This is a genomic window from Streptomyces sp. NPDC040622, from assembly GCF_055593965.1.
Genome location: NZ_JBVIXD010000017.1, coordinates 14997 through 32096 on the forward strand (window position 1 = coordinate 14997; position 17100 = coordinate 32096).

Here is a 17100-nt window from a genome sequence, read left to right on the forward strand (position 1 = left end):
CCGGCGGCGTGCGCCCGGAAGCTACGGACCGTGACTTAAGCGGCCCTGAAGTCGCCGCCCGCGCGGCGCCGCCCCGCCGCGGAAGGGGGAAGCCCGCGCCGTGCCGAGGGCGGGTCAGCGGCCGCCCGGTGCGCCGGGTGCGGTGTCGGGGGCCGCTTCGCCCGCCCGTGCGGGCGTGGGCCGTGCCGGGCGGGGGGAACGGTGTTGGCGGGCGGGCCGTGCGGGTTTCCCGACGGGCTCGGCGGGTGCCGGGGGCGGGGCGAGGTGGGCGACGATGCCGGTGACCGTGGGGTGGTCCCAGACCAGGGTGGGGGCGACGATCAGGTCCTTCTCCTCCTCCAGGTCGCCGCACAGGCTCAGCGCCCAGACCGAGTCCATGCCGTACGCGGCCAGCGGGGTGTCGTGGTCGATGGAACTCTCGGGTCGGGCCAGGTAGATCGCCAGACGGGCGGTGAGCCAGCCGCGCAGCTCGGTGGCGTGCGCCGCGGGCCCGGCGGGTCGAGTGGTCATGGCCAGGGCTCCTCGGACGGGCCGGCGGGCGGGGGTGCGGTCAGATTCGGCGGGCGGACTAAAGCGGCACTTGTGGTTGCCGCGGCGGCGCATGGTCCGGGGCCTGTCGGCACGCTCCTGCCGTCGCCCGGCGGGCGGGCCCGCGGCGTCTGGTGCGTGTTCTCGTGTGCCGGGCGGATGCCCTCGTACTGGGCATCCGCGGGCGTCCGCACGGTACGGCGGGAGTGCGGGCCGGACGCCGTGCGGCAGGCAGGAGTGTGCAGGCAGGCCCTGGGCCCGGTGCGCCCGCCGGGCGGGCCCCGGGACCCCAAAGGTGCCCGGGGGTGCCCCTGTTCGCGGCGCCGCGACCCCGGCCGTGCCGCGCGAGGGGTGCGCGGCGCGGCGCGGCGCGCTAGGAGTGGCGGGGTGACCCTCATGACCTCGGATCCCGCCTCCTTCGATCCCGCGGCCCCGCCGCCGGCCCAGGTGGCGCTGGGTGACGACCACGACGGTGCGGGCGGCCTGCGGGCGCTCCTGCGTGACGCGCTCGGCGACGTCCTCGGCCCGTGCCCGCCGCTGGAGGGGGCGCTGCCGCTCGTGCGGTCGGGGACCTATGTCGTGGACCCGCCCTTCTACGGGGACGGCGACATCGGGCACGCCGCGGTGTGCGGCACGGTCAACGAGCTGGCGGCGGCCGGTGCGGTGCCGCTGGGCCTGACGCTGTCGGCGGTCGTGGAGGCGGGCCTGCCGCTGCGTCAGGTGCGGCGGGTGGCCCGCTCCGTGCGGGAGGCGGCGCGCGCGGCCGGCGTCCTGGTCCTGGACGTCGACGCGCGGGTGGTGCGGGCGGGCGAGGCCGACCAGATCTACCTGCACACGACGGGCCTGGGCCGCGGCCCAGGTGCGGTGCGGGCGCCGCGGGCCGCGGCGGGCGACCGTCTGGTGGTCAGTGCCCCGCTGGGCGGGTTCGGGGCCCATGTCCTGTCGGTGCGGGCCCAGTCGGGCCACGAGAGCGTGATCGCGGGCGGGTGTCTGCCGCTGACCGGATTGCTCGAGCGGGCGCGCGGCGCGGTGGTGCCGGGGGCGCTGCGGGCGGTGCGCACGGTGGGCCGCGGCGGTCTGTGCGCCACGCTGCGGGCGTACGCGCGGGAGACGGGCTGCGGGCTGCGGGTGCGCGAGGCGGCGCTGCCGGTGCAGTACGAGGTGCGGGTCGCTTTGGAGGAGCTCGGTGTCGATCCCGTGCACGCGGCGACCGCGAGCTGTGTGCTCCTGGTGGTGGCCCCCGGGGCGCTGGAGGACCTGCTGACCGCGGTGCGCGGCGATCCGTGCGGAGGCGGGGCCGCGGTGGTCGGCGAGGTGGTGGCGCCGGGCCCGGACCCGGTGGTCCTGGTGTCCGGGCGGGGCCGGCAGGTGCCGCTGGGCGCCGGGCCCGAGCCGCCCGCCCGGCTGTCCTGAACACCGGGGGCCTAGCGCGAGGTCGCGGGCGTCGGGCACGAGGTCACAGGCGCCGTCGCGTCTTCGCTCCGGGCCGGGCGACCGCGTCTTTCGGCCACCCGGCGCGGCGGGCACCCGGCCGCGTCCCCGCGCGTGCGGCCGGAACGGCCCGGTGCGGCGGCCGCTGCCCGCGGGCGGTGCCCGTGATCCCGGGGAAGGCCCTGGCCATGCCCGGCGCGGCCGGTGGCGGGCATTCGGCGGGAGCGGCCGGAAAGGAGCCATCCGGAATGCCCCGCCGGCCACAGGTCCGCGAAATAGCGCCGTTTCCGACTAACCGTCCGCGGCACGGTGACGGCCCCATTCCGGTGAGCGGAATACATGCCTGCCCCTTCAGGCCCCGCCCTTCTCACATATTCGGAACGGGTACGAAATCATCCGCTCGAGTATCAGTAGATTATGGCTAGATTCCTTCTGGCGCGGGCCGGGAACGGGAAAAGGGCCGGCGGCCCCCGGCCGGCGCGGACACAGAAAAGCAGGCCACCGCGCGATGCGATGGCCTGCTCGGTCGACCGGCGCGTCACCTCGTGCCGGGTCAGCCCCAGCCGTCGTCCTCAGGCCCGGCGTCCTGCGTCGTCTGCGGTGCCGCCGCGACGGCGACGGTGACGCCGGGCGCGGTATCGGCCTGCACGGCCCCCACCGCAGGCACCCCCAATACGCCGATGGCAAAGATCGCCCCAACAACCTCTCTCCGCATGCCAGAAATTCTCATGGCTATCCCCCGTGTGTCGGTGTTGAGTTGTTCGGGCGCCAGTCTGCACACTCCGCTAAGAGTCGGCCAGTGGCGTAAAGTTGCATGGCAACTAATTCTCTTTCCAGCGGGGGCGGTTGAAGAGATGTCTGAAAGTTACCCATCTGATCGCTTTTTGCATGAACTGGATGAGCAGGCCCTCGCGGCCTACCGCGCCGCGGTCCAGGCGGGTAAGTACGCACCGCAGGACATCGCGGACGCCCTCGGGCTGACCCGGGAGGAGGCGGCGCGGATCGCGCAGACCCTGCTGGGCCTGCGGCTGCTGCACGCGGTGCCCGGCGACCGGGAGACGCTGGCCCCCGCAAGCCCCGACGCCGCGGCCGCCGACCTGGTCGGCCCCGCCGAACAGCAGATCAGGGAACTGCAGCAGTCGGTCTCCACCGCGCGCAACAGTCTGCTGTCGCTGCTGCCCGTGTACTTCGAGAGCCGTAGAAGCCGTAATCGCATGGAGGCCTTCGACGTCATCACCAACATCAGCGTCCTGGAGGTGATGATCGAGGACTTCGGGGCGCGCTGTCATACGCAGGCCCTGACCGTCCAGCCCGGCGGCCCCCGCCCCCCGCACCTGCTCGAAGGGGCCCGCCGGCGCACCCTGGAGCGCCTGGCGCGCGGCATCCGGGTCGAGCACCTCTACCAGCACACCGTCCGCAACGACCCGGCCTCCACCGCCTACATCCGCGAGGTGAGCGCGGCCGGCGCCGAGGTGCGCACCACCGACCAGCTGATCGACCGGATGATCATCTACGACCGGGAGATCGTGTTCCTGCCCGAGCAGGGCGAGCTGGACCGGCGCCCGGGCGCCATCGTCGTGCGCGAACCCACCCTGGTGGCGTTCCTGTGCAAGCTCTACGACCAGCAGTGGGCCAGGGGCACGGTCTTCGAGCCGGACGCCGAGGACAACACCGCCATCACCGACGACGTGAAGCGGTCCATCATCAAGCTGATGGCACAGGGCTACAAGGACGAGATGGTGGCCCGCCGGCTGGGGATGTCGGTGCGCACCTGCCGCCGCTACATCGCCCAGATCATGGACGACCTGGACTCCACCAGCCGCTTCCAGGCCGGGGTGAACGTCGCATTGTCCGGCGCGCTGGACGAGGCCGTCGGCCACCCGCGCCCGGGCGAGGCGTGACCGGCGGGCGCACCGCACGACCCACAGGGCCACGAACACGGGGGACTTGATGACGTACAGCTTGCTGCCAGCTGATCTTCCTGGCTCCGCCCGGTGCGCCGACGCGACGCTGTCGCCACGACACCGGGACCGCACCCAGGGGGGTGCCCCGGGGCGGCGGGGCGCGGGAGGGGGGTGAGCGCATGGGCGGCGACAGCGGTGTGCGGGCCGGTGCGCCGGCCCGGGGCGGCGCGCTGCGTCTGGTCCACCGGCCCGCCTCGTGGCAGGCGCTGGGCCCGTCCGAAGCGGGCGGCGGCGAGGCGGAGTTCGTCCTGACCGGTGAACTCCCGCACGCCCACCCGGTGTTCGGCGACGGCCCGCGCCGCTTCCACGACCTGCAGGCGGGCGCCGAGATGGTCAGGGAGATCGGCGAGTTCCTCGGGCAGAGCCTGTTCGGGGTGCCGGCCAACCGCACCGGCATCTTCTACCGGTTCGCCGTCACGGCCCCCGACATCGGCGCCTGGCGCGCCGCCGGGGAGCGTCCCGCGCTGCTGACCACGCTGCTGCGGGTGCGCCCGGACAAGGTCATCGACGGGGTGCCCCGCGCCCTGGAGTTCACCACCGGCCTGCGGATCGACGACGTGCCCTGCGGGTCGGGCACGGCCAATGTGGTCTTCCTGCCGCCCGTGGTCCACCGCAACCACCGCGCACACAGCCGCACGCGGGCCGCCCTGGCCCCGTCCGCGGCGCCCGGGGCCCGGGTGGAGCCCGCCGAGGTGGGGCGCACCGCCCGGGGCAACGTCCTGGTGCACGGGCCCTCCGCGCTCGCCCACGGCCGGCTGTCGGTGGGGGTGTCCGTCCCCGCCGGCTGGCCGCTGCCCGCGGTCACGGCGCACGGCCACGTGCCCGCCGCCGTGCAGTTGGAGGCGCTGCGCCAGACGGCGCTGCTCGGTGCGGGCCGCGCCCACCGCCTGGATCCCGAGCGGTGCGCCCTCGCGTCGCTGACGGTCCACTTCCGCGGCTACGTGGAGCCCGGCCCCGCACTGCGGTGCGCCGCGGTGGTCGGACCGGGCGCCCGCGATGCCCGCGGGCGCCGCCAGGTACCGGTCACCCTGACGCTCACCCAGGCGGGACGGGCCGTCCTGGAGGCGGTCTCCACGGTGGTCGAGGACTTCTGACGGCCTCCCGGCACGGCGCGGCCGGGCCGGTGCGGGCGCGCAGGATGTCGCCGACCTCACCGGCGTAGGCGGCGCACAGCGCATCGGTGAAGAGCGACCCGGCACCGGCGGCCGGGTCGCCCTCGCGGGCCGGACCCGTCTCGGCGATGAGCAGGTCCAGGTCCACGGCGGCCACTGACGGATACGCGGCAGCCAGTCGCAGCAGGCCGGCGTTGAAGTCGCGCCAGGACGCGGACAGCCGGGTGCGCAGACGCTCGTCGGGCAGCCGGCGGGTGTGCTCGCGCGACAGCGGCAGCGTGTTCAGGACGAGGGTGCCCCGCCCGCACGCGGTGTGCGCCGCGGCCATCGCCCGCAGCCCGCCGGCCAGCCGGGCGCAGGCCAGCTCGGCGTCGGTGACGTCCCAGGGCGCGGACAGTTCGCCGAAGACGGCTCCGGCCTCCAGCAGGCACAGCGTCAGGTCTGGGCGGGCCAGGGCGAGTTCGCCGCCCGGGTCGGTCAGCTCGCGCAGGTGGGCGTCCCGCTCGCCGGTGACCAGGCGCAGCAGCGTGCCGTGCCGGGCCAGTTCGGCGGCCAGCGGTCCTGCCAGCGGCGCGGTGGGGGCGTGCCCGGTGAGCACGACCGTGGCCAGGGGCACGGCCGGATGGTGGCCGAGGACCTCGGCCGGGTCCACACCGGCCAGGATCCGGCCGCAGGCGAGGAGTTCGGCCAGGTCCTCGGCGCGGGCGGTCCGGCGGGCGGGGTCGGCGACCTCGGCGAGCAGCGGCGCCACCGCGGGCCAGTCGACGGCCAGCCGGCCTTCCCTGCGCAGCTCGCGCAGCCGTTGCCCGGGCGAGCACCGGCGCGGCGGCGGGGTCATGGGCCGGCGCCTCCTCGGGTGAACTCGCCCCGGCCACACGGCACATCGGCCGCCGGCCGCGGTCGGTGCGGTGCGTCCGGGCGGTGTGATGCCGCCTGACGGCGCGGTGCGCGCGGGTGGCGCGGGGCGCCCGGGCGGCGCGGCACCGGTGCGCGCGGGCGGCGCGGTGCTGTCACAGGGTGCGGTACGCGCAAGTCGTGCGGTGGGCCGGCCCGCTCGGCGTCACCGGGGGCCCGCCCGCGCCGGGCCGTCGCCGCCCGGCGCCCTTCCCGGCGGCGGCCCCTCCCGCGGCGGCCCTGCCGGTGGTGTCCTGCCGGGCGCCCCGCACCCGGGCGGCGTGCCGTGGACGCGGCTGCAGCGGTCAACATCGGCTCCCTCGTGGCGCGCACGGGACGACGGCGGGCATGAGGCACCCCGGTGCCCACGGTCCGCACCTTGCAGAGCACGGCTAAAGGGAGGCTTGTGGCGCCTTCCCCGGCGGCCGGGGGCGCCGGGTGGGCCCGGCCCGGGGGTCCTGGTCCGGGCGCAGGGGTGGCGGCGTCCGATGCCGGGGGGAGTCGCCCGCCTACCGTGGAGCCGCGCCGTACGCCCGGGGCCCGGCACACGCGGGACCGGGCGCGGCGCACCGACCGACGGGGGGGCGGGGCCGGATGCGATTCAGGGTGCTGGGGCCGTTGGAGGTGCGCGCCGCGGCGGACGGCCTGCGGGTGACGCCGCGTGCCGCCAAGGTCCGCAGCGTGCTGGCGACGCTGCTCGTGCGGGCCGGCGAGGTGGTGTCGGTGGACGGTCTCGTCGACGAACTGTGGGGCCGTCAGCCGCCGCGCACCGCGATGACCACGCTGCAGGTCTACGTCTCGCAGCTGCGCAAGCTCCTGCGGGAGGTGGCGCCGGAGTTCGGCCGCGACGCGCTGGTGACCCGTGCTCCCGGCTATCTGCTGCGGGTGGGCGAGGGCCAGCTGGACCTGGTCGTCTTCGAGGAGCTGCACCGGCGCGGCCAGGAGGCGCTGGAGCGGGGCGAGTACGCGGCCGCCGCCGACCTGCAGCGCCGGGCCCTGGCCCTGTGGCGGGGCCCGCTGCTGTCGGACACCACGCACGGCAGCCTCCTCGGCGGCACGGCGGTACGGCTGGGCGAGGTGCGCGTCGCCGCGCTGGAACAGCGGGTGCGGGCGGAGCTGCGGCTTGGCCGGCACCAGGAGCTGGTGGGGGAACTGCAGTCGCTGACGGCCGAGTTGCCGCTGAACGAGGAGTTCCACGCCCATCTGATGGTGGCCCTGTACCGCGCGGGCCGGCAGGCGGACGCGCTGCGCGTCTTCAGCCGGCTGCGCGACACCCTGGTCGAGGAGCTGGCCATCGAGCCCGGCCCGCGGCTGCGGCGGCTGCAGCACCGCATCCTGGCCAGCGACGGCGCCCTGCTGCACCCGGCTCCCGGACGCCAGGCGGACGCCGGGCATCCCCCGCAGGCCCCCGCGGCCACCCGGCGGCCCGCCGCACCCGTGGACGAACTACCCCCCGCCGACGCGCTGTTCACCGGGCGGGAGCGGGAGCTGGCGCAGCTCTGCGCATGGCTGCGGCGGCCGGGCGGCGGCTGCTTCCACCTGAGCGGCCCGGCCGGGGCGGGCAAGACCGCGCTGGCCGTGGCCGCCGCCCACCGGACCGGCGCGGCCTTCCCCGACGGGCGCGTCCTGGTGCGGCTGCGCGACAGCGACGGCCGCCCCCTGGACTCCACCCAGGCACTGGTCCAGCTCCTGCGCGCCTGCGGCGCCCCGGGCCCCGCGCCCCGCACCGCCGATGAACTGCGGGAAGCATTGCGGCAGTTGACCGAGGGGCGCAGGCTCCTGCTGATCCTCGACGACGCCGCCGACGCCGCCCAGCTGCGGCCGCTGCTGCCACCGGCCGGTGGCCGGTGCGCCGTCCTGGTCACCTGCCGCCCCTCCCTGCCCGGGCTGGACGGCCCCGTGCTCCCGCTGGACGCCCTCACCCCGCAGGACGCCCGGCACCTGCTGGCCACCGCCTCCGCCCGCCCCCCGCAGGACCTCCTCGCCGCCCCCTCCCCCACCGACGCCTCCATCGCCTCCGCCGCCGACGACCTGCGGGACGGAGCGGACGGGCGGGACGCGGACCGGGGCGAACTGGCCGAGCTGTGCGGCCGCTTCCCCGGCCCGCTGCGCGCCCTCGCCGCCCATCTGGCCGCCCAGCCGCACCTCTCCCCCGGCCGCCTCGCCGCCCGGCTGCGCCCGCCGCACACCCGTCTGGCCGAGCTGCGCGCGATCGACGAGGAGTGTTACCGGCAGCTGTGCGGGGCCTACGACGCGGCGCCCGCGGCCGGCCGGCGTGCGGCCCGCCTGCTGAGCCTGCTGCCCGGCGGCCCCCTGTCCGCCGAGGCCGCCGCCACCGTGCTCGGCACCCGGCCCCAGGACGCCGAACGCATCTTGGACTCCCTCGCCGAGGCAGGCCTGTTGAGCCCGGACGCGGACGGCAGCGGGCACCGGTTCCCCGCCCTGACCCGGCTCCTGGCCGCCGAACGGCGTACCGCCGAAGGCCCCTGCGCGCACGTGCGCGCCGCCCTGACCCGGCTGTGCGCGGCCGCCGCGGACGCCCTGACCGCGCAGCGCGGCGCCCGCGCCGACGGCCTGCCCCCGCTTGACTGGTTCGCCCGCCGGCGCGGCGCCCTGGCCGACCTGGCCGGCCAGGCCCACGAGGCGGGCCTGTGGGCGCCCGTCCTCCACCTGGCCGACGCCATGACCGTCTTCCTGGAGGTGTCGGCCGCCTGGGACACCTGGGAGCACACCCACACCCTGGCCCTGGACGCGGCCGGGCGGCTCGGTGACAGGGCGGCGGCGGTGGGGCTGCTGCGCTCGCTCGGCGACCTGGCCTGGCAGCGCCACCGCACGGCCGCCGCCCACGACTTCTACCGGCGCGCCCTGGACACCCTCGACAGCGCCGACAGCGCCGACACCCTCGACACCGCCGGACCCGCCGGCCGCCCTGCCGACATCGCGGCCGGCGAGCGCGGGCGGGTCCTGGCGGGTCTGGCCGACCTCCGCCTCGAGGCCGGGGCCTTCGCCGAGGCCGCCCAGCTGGTGCGCCCCACCCTCACCCGGACGCCCCAGGACACCCGCGGCTGCTACGAGGCCCGCCGCGTCCTGGCGTTGCACGCGCTGCAGAGCCGGGGCGGCACGGCGGCCCGCGCGCACTTCCAGCAGTGCCTCACGCTCGCGGGCGCGCTCGGCGACCGCCGCCTGGAGGCCTACGCCCGGCGCTGGCTGGACCGGCTGCGCACCGACCACGCGCCCCACTCCGGCTGGTCCGAGATGCGGCCCGGCGTCTGGTGCGGCCGCCCGGCGACGGCGGAGGGGGCGGCGACGGCCTGACGGTGACGGCGGAGGGAGCGGCGACAGCCTGACGGTGACGGCACCGCCCGGCACCCGCTCACCTCATCCCGGTGCGCCCGTCGCGTCCCGCGCGGGCATCGCCGCCCACGACGCGTCGTACTCCAGGTCCAGGGGCAGTTCGCCGCGCCGGGTGATGCCCAGCTTGCGGTAGACCTTGGTCAGATGCTGCTCGATGGTGCTGGTGGTGACGTACAGCTTCGCGGAGATCTCCCGGTTGGTGTAGCCGAACGCGGCGAGCGCCGCCACCCGTTGCTCGGGTCCGGTGAGCCGTCCGGCCGCCACGGCCGACGGTTCGGGGACCCGGTGCCGGGTCGCGTGCAGGGCGGCGCGGCCCGGCAGGATGTGCTCGCACAGCGCCTGCGCCCCGCACTCGGCGGCCAGGTGCCAGGCCCGGCGCGCGACGACTCCGGCCCGGTTGCCCTCACCGGCCAGCTGCAGGGCGCCGGTCAGGTCGGCCAGGGCCCGGGCGTGCTCCAGGCGGTCGCCGCAGCGGCGCAGTTCCTCCAGGGCGCGGGCCAGCAGCCGGGGCCGTTCGGCGATCGGGGCGAGGGCGGCGCGCAGCCGCAGGCCGGTGCCGTGGGCCCGGGGGGTGCGCCCGGCGGGCAGCGCCGCCTGTTCGGCGATCAGCGACCGGGCCTGCCCGTGGTCGCCGAGCTGGACCAGGGCCGCGGCGGCGTCGGTGCGCCAGGGCAGGTGGCGCGGGTCGTCCAGGCCCCAGCGCCGGGCCAGCCGGCCGGCGTCGCGGAACTGCGCGAGGGCGGCGGCCGGCCGGTGGGTGGCCAGGTGGTAGTGGCCTCGGGCGCGCAGGTCCTCCAGTGCGTACACGCTGCCCGAAAGGCCCTGGGGCGCCGGGAGTTCCAGGCGCCGGGCGGCCTCCTCGTACTGGCCCATGGCCGTGAACGCGGTGATCTCCACGGCCGCGAGCGCGGCCGGCAGCAGCCCGCCGCGCTCCTCCACGGCGGCGCCGGCCGCGGCGGCCGCCCGCTGGGCGCCCCTGAGGTCGCCCAGGCGCAGCAGGGCCTGCGCCTGCGGCAGGCCCAGCGCGGCGAACCAGCCGGGCGAGCGGCCTCGGTCGGCCTCGGCCTGCAGCTTCTGGCACCACACCAGGGCCCGTTCATTGTGGTCGGCGTGGACGAGGGCGCGGATCTCGTCCAGGACGAGGTCGAAGGTGGCGTGGGTGAGCGGGGTGTCCTTGAGGATCCGTTCGGCGGCGGCCCCGTCCGGTGCGGCGGACGCGGCGGTCCACCGCGCGGCGGCGTCACGCCGCCCGCCCGGGAGGCCTGCGGACAGGTCTGCGGACGCGTCTGCGGGCGAAGACGCCGGCGGGGCTACGGGCGAGGGCCCCGACAGGGGTACGGGCGGACCGGGCGTCGGACCGTCGCCGTGCCCACCCCCTGCGTGCCCGCCCGCCGCTTGCCCGCCCGCGGCCCGGCCGCCCGCCACCTGCCGGTGTGCGGCGTGCGCGCGTGCCTCTCCGGCCTGTTCGATGCGGCCCTGGGCGAGCAGCAGGCAGGCGAGCCGGTCGGCCTGTTCGTGGGTCAACTCACCCCGCTCCAGGGCCTGGAGGGGTTCGGTGAGCTGCCGCTCGGCCCGTGCGGGGTCGGTGCGGCGCACGAGCGCGGCGAGCTGCAGGTCCAGCGGCCACCGCTCGGCGCCGGCGGGGCTGAGGCGTCGGGCCAGCCCCAGGCAGTCCACGGCCGCGGCACTGTCGTCCTCGGCCAGGGCCTGGCGTGCGGCCTCGACCAGGACGGGCCGCGCCCACCGCGTCGCTTCCGCTGCGCCCGGCGAGACGGGGTCCGCGGGGCCGCACGCCTCCACCAGCCGGCGGGCGGTGGCACCCGCCCCGGCCCCGCCCGTGTGCAGCACCCGGGCCGCCCGCACCGACAGGGCGCGCAGCTCGTCGGGGGCCACCGCCGCGAGGACCGAGTCCGCGACGGCCGGGTGCCGCAGCCGCCACCCGTCGGTCAGGCCCACCGCGTCCAGTACGTCGCGGGCGTGCACGGCGGTGCGCGGCACGGTGCCGGCCACCTGGGCGACCCGCTCGGCGCTCGCGTCCGGTCCCAGCACCGCCAGGGCCTCGGTGACGCGGCACACCGGCCTGCCGCTGCGCCGCAGGCAGTCGGTGACCGCCTGCAGGAACGGGCCGTCCGGCGCGGGCCGGTCCGCGCCGGAGCCCCCGGGCCCCGGGTGTTCCAGGAGCAGGGCCTTGAGCAGCAGCGGATTGCCGCCGGTGAGGCCGTGCAGGCGGGCGGGGGGCGGTGCCGTGCCGTCGGTGTCGTACGGGCGGGCCAGGGCGGCGGTGGCGCGGGGGCTCAGGCGGCCCACGCGGATGCGGCGGAAGCCGTCGTGGCGCAGGAACGCGGTGTGGACCGCGGGTGCGTGCGGTGCCCGTATGCCGAGCACCTGGCCCAGCGCGATCAGCACCGGTGTGCGGTGCAGGGTGCGGGCCAGGTGCGCCAGTTGGTCCAGGGAGGGGCCGTCGCAGTCCTGCAGGTCGTCCACGCACACCACGACGGGGGCCCGGCGGGCGAGCGTGCGCAGGGCGGTGCCGAGTTCCTCGGCCGGGCCGTCCGGTTCGCTCCGGGGTACGGAGGCGGCGGGCAGGGCGTGCAGGAGCCGGCCCAGGACTTCGTGGGCCGGGTGGTGGGTGCCGGGCGCCGTCCGGGCGTGCAGGACGAACGCCCCGCTGTCGGCGGCGTGGTGGGCCAGGCGCCGCAGCAGGCTGGTCGTGCCGCAGCCCGCCGCACCCTCGACGAGGACGATCGCCGTCTCCCCCGCCGCGCAGCGGTCGAACGCCCCCCGCAGCCGGTCCCATTGCGCCTCGCGATCGAGAAACAGCATCCCGCCTCCCCCGGACTGTGCTGCCAGTTTCCGGGCGGCGCGGGGGCTGACGGGCCCGCCGGTGCCGGTCACAAGCTGCGCGGCAGGTTGTTCCCGGGGCGGGGCGGAAGGGCGGGGCGGCATGCCAGGGGGGCGGTCAGTCGGGCGCCATGGGCAGCACGGCGGTGGCGCTGAGGCCGCCCGATGCGGCCCGGTCCAGGCTGAGCCGGCCGCCGGAGGCCGTGAGCAGCGACGCGGCGATCGAAAGCCCCAGTCCAGCACCGGCATCGACACCGGGGGCGGTACCGGCACTGATACCGGTGCGGCAGGCCGGCTGCGCGCCGCCCCGCCAGAAGGGGCGCCCCGCTCGGGCGCGTTCCTCTCCGCTCATACCGGGGCCCTCGTCGGTGACCGCGACGTGGACGCGGTGTCCCGTGACGTGCACGGTGCAGGTGACGGTGGTGCCGGGCGAACAGGCCCGCAGCGCGTTGTCGAGCAGAACGTCCAGGGTGTGTTCCAGCGCGCCGTACACCTGCAGGGCGGTGGCGGCGGTCCCGCCCAGGTCCAGGCAGACACCCTGGTCGTCGGCGACCGCGCTCCAGGCGTCCAGGCGGGCGGCGGCCACGTCGAGGACCTCGACGGGTTCGGGGGCGGGGGCGGTGTGCCGGGCGGCGCCCCAGGCCAGGATCTGGCTCAGGAGGGCGGCCAGGCGCTCCACCTCCCGCAGTACGGCGGGGAGTTCGGCGATGTCGGGCCGCTGCTCCTGCACCATCTGCAGGCGCAGCCGGATCGAGGCCAGCGGGCCGCGCAACTGGTGGGCGGCAGCCGCCGCGAGGTCGTACGAGGCGGTACTCATCGGCCACTACCGGCAGCACGGCGGCCTCTGGCGGCACGGTCGTCTTGGGCGGCACGGTCGTCTTGGGCAGCCAGGACACCGGGAGTGGGCGGCCCCGCCGAAGGCTCCGGGTACGCCGGTTCCCGGCGGAAGGCGTGCCCGTACCCGCGCCTGCCGCCACCGGTCGGGGCCGGGCAGGGCAGGTGCGGCCGGTGCGGGCCGGTCCCGCCCCCCGCGTCGTCGTCCTCGACGACCCCTGCGTTCATCACGCTCACGCCCCTCACGCCCCTCACGCCCCTCACGAGATATCCGTACCTGACGCCGTCGGGCCGGCCCGCCCGGCGCCGGGCGCGCGGCGCGTGCCGTGGCACCGGACGGCTCACCGCGGTCGCGTCTGAAGGCTCCGGCCCGGACAACCGGGGTGGCGGCGCCCGGGGCGGGTACTGCTGCCAGCATCGGCGGTGTCACGCCAACGCAGCCGCAGGGCCGTGTCAGGCGCACTGCACCGCTGCGTCAACTCTGCGCGGCCGGCGGCGGGTCCGCCGCGCCGGGCCGCTGGCCGAATCCGTGCCCGCAGTTGCCCTTCCGCTGCCCGTGCTTGGGGTTCCTCTGCGGGTGCGCTGACCGGAAGCTGGCAGGGCGTTGCCTACGGTGGCCTGCGTCCCCTGCCAGCCCCGCAGTCCCTCCGCTTGGGAGACGAGCCATGAGCCAGGCCTCGGCCGACTTGCTCACCGCCCGCACGACGCCGCACGACGAGGAGCTCGAGGCCGCTCCCGCGCAGCCCGCCCCCACCACCTGGCGCGTCCTGGTCGTGGACGCCCGCGCCGAGGACGCCCGTCCGCTGGCCGAGGCCCTGCGCCGGCACGGCCACCACGTCGAGCAGGCCCGCGACGGCCGCGCCGCGCTGGAGAGCTGCGAGGGCGGCGACGTCGACGTGGTGCTCCTCGACCTCGACCTGCCCGACGTCGACGGCCTGCAGGTGTGCCGTCAGCTGCGGGAGTGCGAGCAGACGGCGGTCCTCGCGCTGACCGCCCGCGGCGGCGAGCTGGACGTGGTGCTCGGGCTGCAGGCCGGCGCCGACGACTACCTGGTCAAGCCCTGCGGGCTGCGGGAGCTGCTGGCCCGGATGGAGGCCGTGATGCGCCGCGTGCGGCCCCGGCCCCTGTGCCCGGTCCTGTCGATCGGGGCACTGCGCATCGACGCGGCGCTGCGCGAGGTCCGGCTGGGCGGGCGCAGCATCGCCGTGACCCGCAAGGAGTTCGACCTGCTGCACCTGCTGGCCACGCGCCCGGAGTCGGTCGTCACGCGCGAGCAGCTCATGCGGGAGGTGTGGGCGGACTCCTGGTCACGGCGCACCGTGGACACCCATGTGAGCAGCCTGCGCGCCAAGCTGGGCTCGCGTGCCTGGATCGTCACGGTGCACGGGGTGGGCTTCCGCATCGGGCAGGGCTGAGAGCCGCTTGCAGGCGGGCGGCTCGCGGGCCGCGCGCATCCGCCGCGCCGCCGCTTCGCTGGGGTGCTCACCCGACCTGGAGCGGCGGGCCCGCGGCCGTTCCCGCTGTTCTGGTCCGCACACCGTCCGGACCAGAACAGCGGTTTCCCACGCACAGGTGAAAACGCCTGGCCCGGATGACCGTGGTGGCCGCTTCCGCGGCCGTGTTGGTGACAGGACTGGCGACCGGCACCCAGGCCGCGCACGGCGAGTTCGCCTCGCAACCGGGCCGACACGTACGTCCGGCAGGTCACGGAGAATCCGGCGAACGACGAGTGCGGCAACCCGCAGGACACGCCGGCGCCCCACACCGGCGGCGCGTACGGCGGAGCGACGGTTCCGCACTCGGTGTTCTTCGCGCGGGTGCGCGGCCCGGGCCGCGCACCCCTCACCGCGCCGTGGGTGTGGCACGGCTTGCGGGCGTGCCGGCTTCACCGTCCGCTTGCTGACCGCAGGTGGGGCAGGTACGGGCCGATGGTGTGTCTGCCGCGGGCTCCTGTTCGTACGAGGGTGCAAGTCCCTGCCGCGTCACCAGTTCCAGGACTCTCAGGGCGCGTTCCCTCAGCGGGCGCGGCCCGATGATGGCCAGGGCGATGAGCGCGACGGCGCAGCCGGTCGCCAGAGAGGTGCTGGTGGAAAGGGCGTTCATGGACGGAAGACCGGGGTGCTGGAGGATCGTGACGCGAGTTCGGTGAAGTCGCGTCACGCATCAGGGCCGTGGAGGTCTTCTCGGTATGAACGATCGTCACGACGGTACGCTCCAGCCCGCCGAGCCCAGCGACACCGAACTGCTCTTGCGGGTGCGGGCAGGTGAACAGAGCGCGTTCGAGGAGTTGTTCCGGCGTCACGCCGGGGCCGTCCGCCGCTACGCCGGCAGCCTGGGCCGGGATGCGCACGCCGCGGACGACCTGACCGCCGAGGCGTTCGCCCGCACCTTGCGGGCCATCCACCGCGGCGCCGGGCCCAGCACGGCCGTGCTGGGGTATCTGCTGACGTCCGTGCGCAACATCGCGGCGACGTGGGCGGTGTCAGCCGGGCGTACGCAGCTGGTTGAGGACTTCGCCGCCCTGCCCGTACGCGCGGTGAGCGCGGCCGCCTCGCAGGACCTGATCGGCCCGGGCGCCGACGTGCAGGCCCTGCGGAGCGAGGAGCAGTCGCTGGCGATGCGGGCGTTTCGCAGCCTGCCCGAGCGCTGGCAGTCGGTGCTGTGGCACATGGACGTCCAGCAGCGGGAGCCCCGGGACGTGGCGCCTCTGCTGGGGCTCACGCCCAATGCGGTATCCGCCCTTGCCAGCCGCGCCAGAGAAGGCCTCAAGCAGGCGTACCTGCAACAGCACATCGCCACGGTGCCGAGCGCCGAATGCGCGCGCTACGCCGAGCGGCTCGGCGCGTACGCCCGCGGAGGACTGAGGAAACGCGCGGAACGCGGCCTGCGCAAGCACCTCAAGGCATGCGCGCCCTGCCATGACGCCTTCCTCGAGGTCCATGAAGTCAGCGGCGGCATCCCGGCTGTTGCGTCGCAGCTCGGTCTTCCTGGCGCCGGCTTCTCCGCTGCCGAAATCGAGTACCTCCACGCAGTCTTCGGTACGGCGGGAAGCGCCGGCCGCTGAGGCGACGGGCCGGCCGACGGCCGCGCGGTCCCGCCGCCCCGAGGCGCTGGGCGACTCGCGCCAACGCCCGTACCGTAACGACGACCAGTCGAGGCCGGATCACCTGCGAAGTCGAGAACGATATTCGCCCGGGGCCGTGCCTCGGGCACGTCTGAAGGCACGGCTGAAAGCGTGCGGAGAGCCGTATCCGACCGCGTCGGAGATCGACTCGACCGGCTCATCGGTATCGCGGAGCCGGACCGACGCCAGGTCGATGCGCCACTGCATCACGTACGCGCCCGGCGTCTGTCCGAGGGCGGACCTAAAACGCCTGGACAGCGTCGCTCGGGAGACGCTCGCAGCGGCGGCCAGGGTCTCCGTGGTCCAGGGATGTTCCGGTTGGGCGTGGACGCATGCCAGAGCGTCGCGCACGACCGGATCACGCATCGCTCCCAGCCATGAGCCGGACTCCTCCTGCGGGTGGCGGGCCAGCCAGGCGCGTACGAACTGGACGAGCAGAAGGTCGACGATGCTGTTGATGGCGGCGGTGGTGCCGATCTGCGGCTGTGCGAGCTCGGCAGCGAGAAGTTCGACGGTCCTTCTGAGCTGCGCGTTCTCCCGGGCTGTGACATGCATCGGCCGGGCGAGGGAGGTAAGCACCGGTGTGCGCACCTCCGGGTCCTGCTCGTAGCGCAGGACCATCACTTCCGTCTGCACCGGCGCCGAGCCCAGCCGCAGGGCCCGGCCATCGGCAAAAGACCGGGCCGCTGCCTCGCGGTCGCAGGAACCCATCGTCATGCCGGCGCCGCCGGCTATCCCGTGTGCGGTGCCCGGCGGCACCAGGACGGCGTCTCCGGCCTGTACCTGAAGAGGTTTCTCGCCCGTGGCGTGCAGCCACATGGTGCCGCGGGACACCACGTGCAGTGCCGCTCCTGGAGAGGAGTCCAGCCACAGGCCCCAGGTTCCCCCGGCCTTCAGCACGACCCCGAGCCCTCCACGCGCACCCGAAACGCGCAAGACCTCCGCCAGCACATCCATGGGTCCATCCTCCTCCACCGCCGCGAACCGCCCACCGGCGGGCGAGGCGCATGTGTCCTCG

11 protein-coding genes are annotated in these 17100 nt (G+C 76.2%); 6 read left to right on the forward strand and 5 right to left on the reverse strand.

Annotation, left to right across the window (positions count from 1 at the left end; all coding sequences use genetic code 11):
- Nucleotides 1-114 precede the first annotated feature (114 nt).
- Nucleotides 115-510 carry an acyl carrier protein gene (locus ACZ592_RS36065; protein WP_471585948.1) on the reverse strand — a complete coding sequence of 132 codons (396 nt, stop codon included), beginning with the start codon at nt 508-510 and terminating at the stop codon, nt 115-117.
- Between the two features lie 414 nt (nt 511-924).
- Here ACZ592_RS36065 and ACZ592_RS36070 point away from each other — a divergent pair, with 414 nt between their 5' ends.
- The 3 genes from ACZ592_RS36070 to ACZ592_RS36080 all read left to right on the forward strand — a co-directional run bounded on the left by ACZ592_RS36070 (nt 925) and on the right by ACZ592_RS36080 (nt 5017).
- A complete protein-coding gene (locus tag ACZ592_RS36070) occupies nt 925-1941 on the forward strand; it encodes an AIR synthase-related protein (RefSeq protein ID WP_471585949.1) in 1017 nt (338 codons plus the stop codon).
- A gap of 902 nt (nt 1942-2843) precedes the next feature.
- Nucleotides 2844-3860, forward strand: a complete 1017-nt coding sequence (locus ACZ592_RS36075; protein ID WP_471585950.1) for a hypothetical protein — start codon at nt 2844-2846, stop codon at nt 3858-3860.
- Nucleotides 3861-4042: 182 nt separating this feature from the next.
- Entirely contained in the window at nt 4043-5017 is a 975-nt protein-coding gene (locus tag ACZ592_RS36080) for an AfsA-related hotdog domain-containing protein (protein ID WP_471585951.1), read from the forward strand.
- Here ACZ592_RS36080 and ACZ592_RS36085 read toward each other — a convergent pair.
- Nucleotides 4959-5873 carry a hypothetical protein gene (locus tag ACZ592_RS36085; RefSeq protein ID WP_471585952.1) on the reverse strand — a complete coding sequence of 305 codons (915 nt, stop codon included), beginning with the start codon at nt 5871-5873 and terminating at the stop codon, nt 4959-4961. The two genes, ACZ592_RS36080 and ACZ592_RS36085, sit on opposite strands and share 59 nt — an antisense overlap.
- A gap of 650 nt (nt 5874-6523) precedes the next feature.
- On the opposite strand from ACZ592_RS36085, the gene ACZ592_RS36090 reads away from it, so the two are divergent.
- Nucleotides 6524-9244: an AfsR/SARP family transcriptional regulator gene (locus ACZ592_RS36090; RefSeq protein WP_471585953.1), complete on the forward strand. Its 2721-nt coding sequence runs from the start codon at nt 6524-6526 to the stop codon at nt 9242-9244.
- A 63-nt stretch (nt 9245-9307) separates the two neighbouring features.
- On the opposite strand, the gene ACZ592_RS36095 is transcribed toward ACZ592_RS36090, so the two are convergent.
- Together ACZ592_RS36095 and ACZ592_RS36100 are read right to left on the reverse strand one after the other, a co-directional pair.
- Nucleotides 9308-12106 carry a helix-turn-helix transcriptional regulator gene (locus ACZ592_RS36095; RefSeq protein WP_471585954.1) on the reverse strand — a complete coding sequence of 933 codons (2799 nt, stop codon included), beginning with the start codon at nt 12104-12106 and terminating at the stop codon, nt 9308-9310.
- Nucleotides 12107-12242: 136 nt separating this feature from the next.
- The gene (locus ACZ592_RS36100) at nt 12243-12941 is read right to left on the reverse strand and encodes a sensor histidine kinase (RefSeq protein WP_471585955.1); all 699 of its coding nucleotides are present in this window, start codon (nt 12939-12941) and stop codon (nt 12243-12245) included.
- 682 nt (nt 12942-13623) lie between these two features.
- Here ACZ592_RS36100 and ACZ592_RS36105 point away from each other — a divergent pair.
- Together ACZ592_RS36105 and ACZ592_RS36110 are read left to right on the forward strand one after the other, a co-directional pair.
- The gene (locus ACZ592_RS36105) at nt 13624-14373 is read left to right on the forward strand and encodes a response regulator transcription factor (RefSeq protein WP_471585956.1); all 750 of its coding nucleotides are present in this window, start codon (nt 13624-13626) and stop codon (nt 14371-14373) included.
- A 773-nt stretch (nt 14374-15146) separates the two neighbouring features.
- Nucleotides 15147-16022 carry a sigma-70 family RNA polymerase sigma factor gene (locus ACZ592_RS36110; RefSeq protein ID WP_471585957.1) on the forward strand — a complete coding sequence of 292 codons (876 nt, stop codon included), beginning with the start codon at nt 15147-15149 and terminating at the stop codon, nt 16020-16022.
- A 99-nt stretch (nt 16023-16121) separates the two neighbouring features.
- Here the strand turns inward: ACZ592_RS36110 and ACZ592_RS36115 are convergent, their stop codons facing one another.
- A complete protein-coding gene (locus ACZ592_RS36115) occupies nt 16122-17039 on the reverse strand; it encodes a cupin domain-containing protein (protein ID WP_471585958.1) in 918 nt (305 codons plus the stop codon).
- Nucleotides 17040-17100: the final 61 nt, after the last annotated feature.

Coding starts and splice junctions, on each gene's coding strand:
- ACZ592_RS36065 (WP_471585948.1), bottom strand. CDS start 510: ATGACCACTCGACCCGCCGGGCCCGCGGCGCACGCCACCGAGCTGCGC.
- ACZ592_RS36070 (WP_471585949.1), top strand. CDS start 925: ATGACCTCGGATCCCGCCTCCTTCGATCCCGCGGCCCCGCCGCCGGCC.
- ACZ592_RS36080 (WP_471585951.1), top strand. CDS start 4,043: ATGGGCGGCGACAGCGGTGTGCGGGCCGGTGCGCCGGCCCGGGGCGGC.
- ACZ592_RS36085 (WP_471585952.1), bottom strand. CDS start 5,873: ATGACCCCGCCGCCGCGCCGGTGCTCGCCCGGGCAACGGCTGCGCGAG.
- ACZ592_RS36090 (WP_471585953.1), top strand. CDS start 6,524: ATGCGATTCAGGGTGCTGGGGCCGTTGGAGGTGCGCGCCGCGGCGGAC.
- ACZ592_RS36095 (WP_471585954.1), bottom strand. CDS start 12,106: ATGCTGTTTCTCGATCGCGAGGCGCAATGGGACCGGCTGCGGGGGGCG.
- ACZ592_RS36100 (WP_471585955.1), bottom strand. CDS start 12,941: ATGAGTACCGCCTCGTACGACCTCGCGGCGGCTGCCGCCCACCAGTTG.
- ACZ592_RS36105 (WP_471585956.1), top strand. CDS start 13,624: ATGAGCCAGGCCTCGGCCGACTTGCTCACCGCCCGCACGACGCCGCAC.
- ACZ592_RS36110 (WP_471585957.1), top strand. CDS start 15,147: ATGAACGATCGTCACGACGGTACGCTCCAGCCCGCCGAGCCCAGCGAC.
- ACZ592_RS36115 (WP_471585958.1), bottom strand. CDS start 17,039: ATGGATGTGCTGGCGGAGGTCTTGCGCGTTTCGGGTGCGCGTGGAGGG.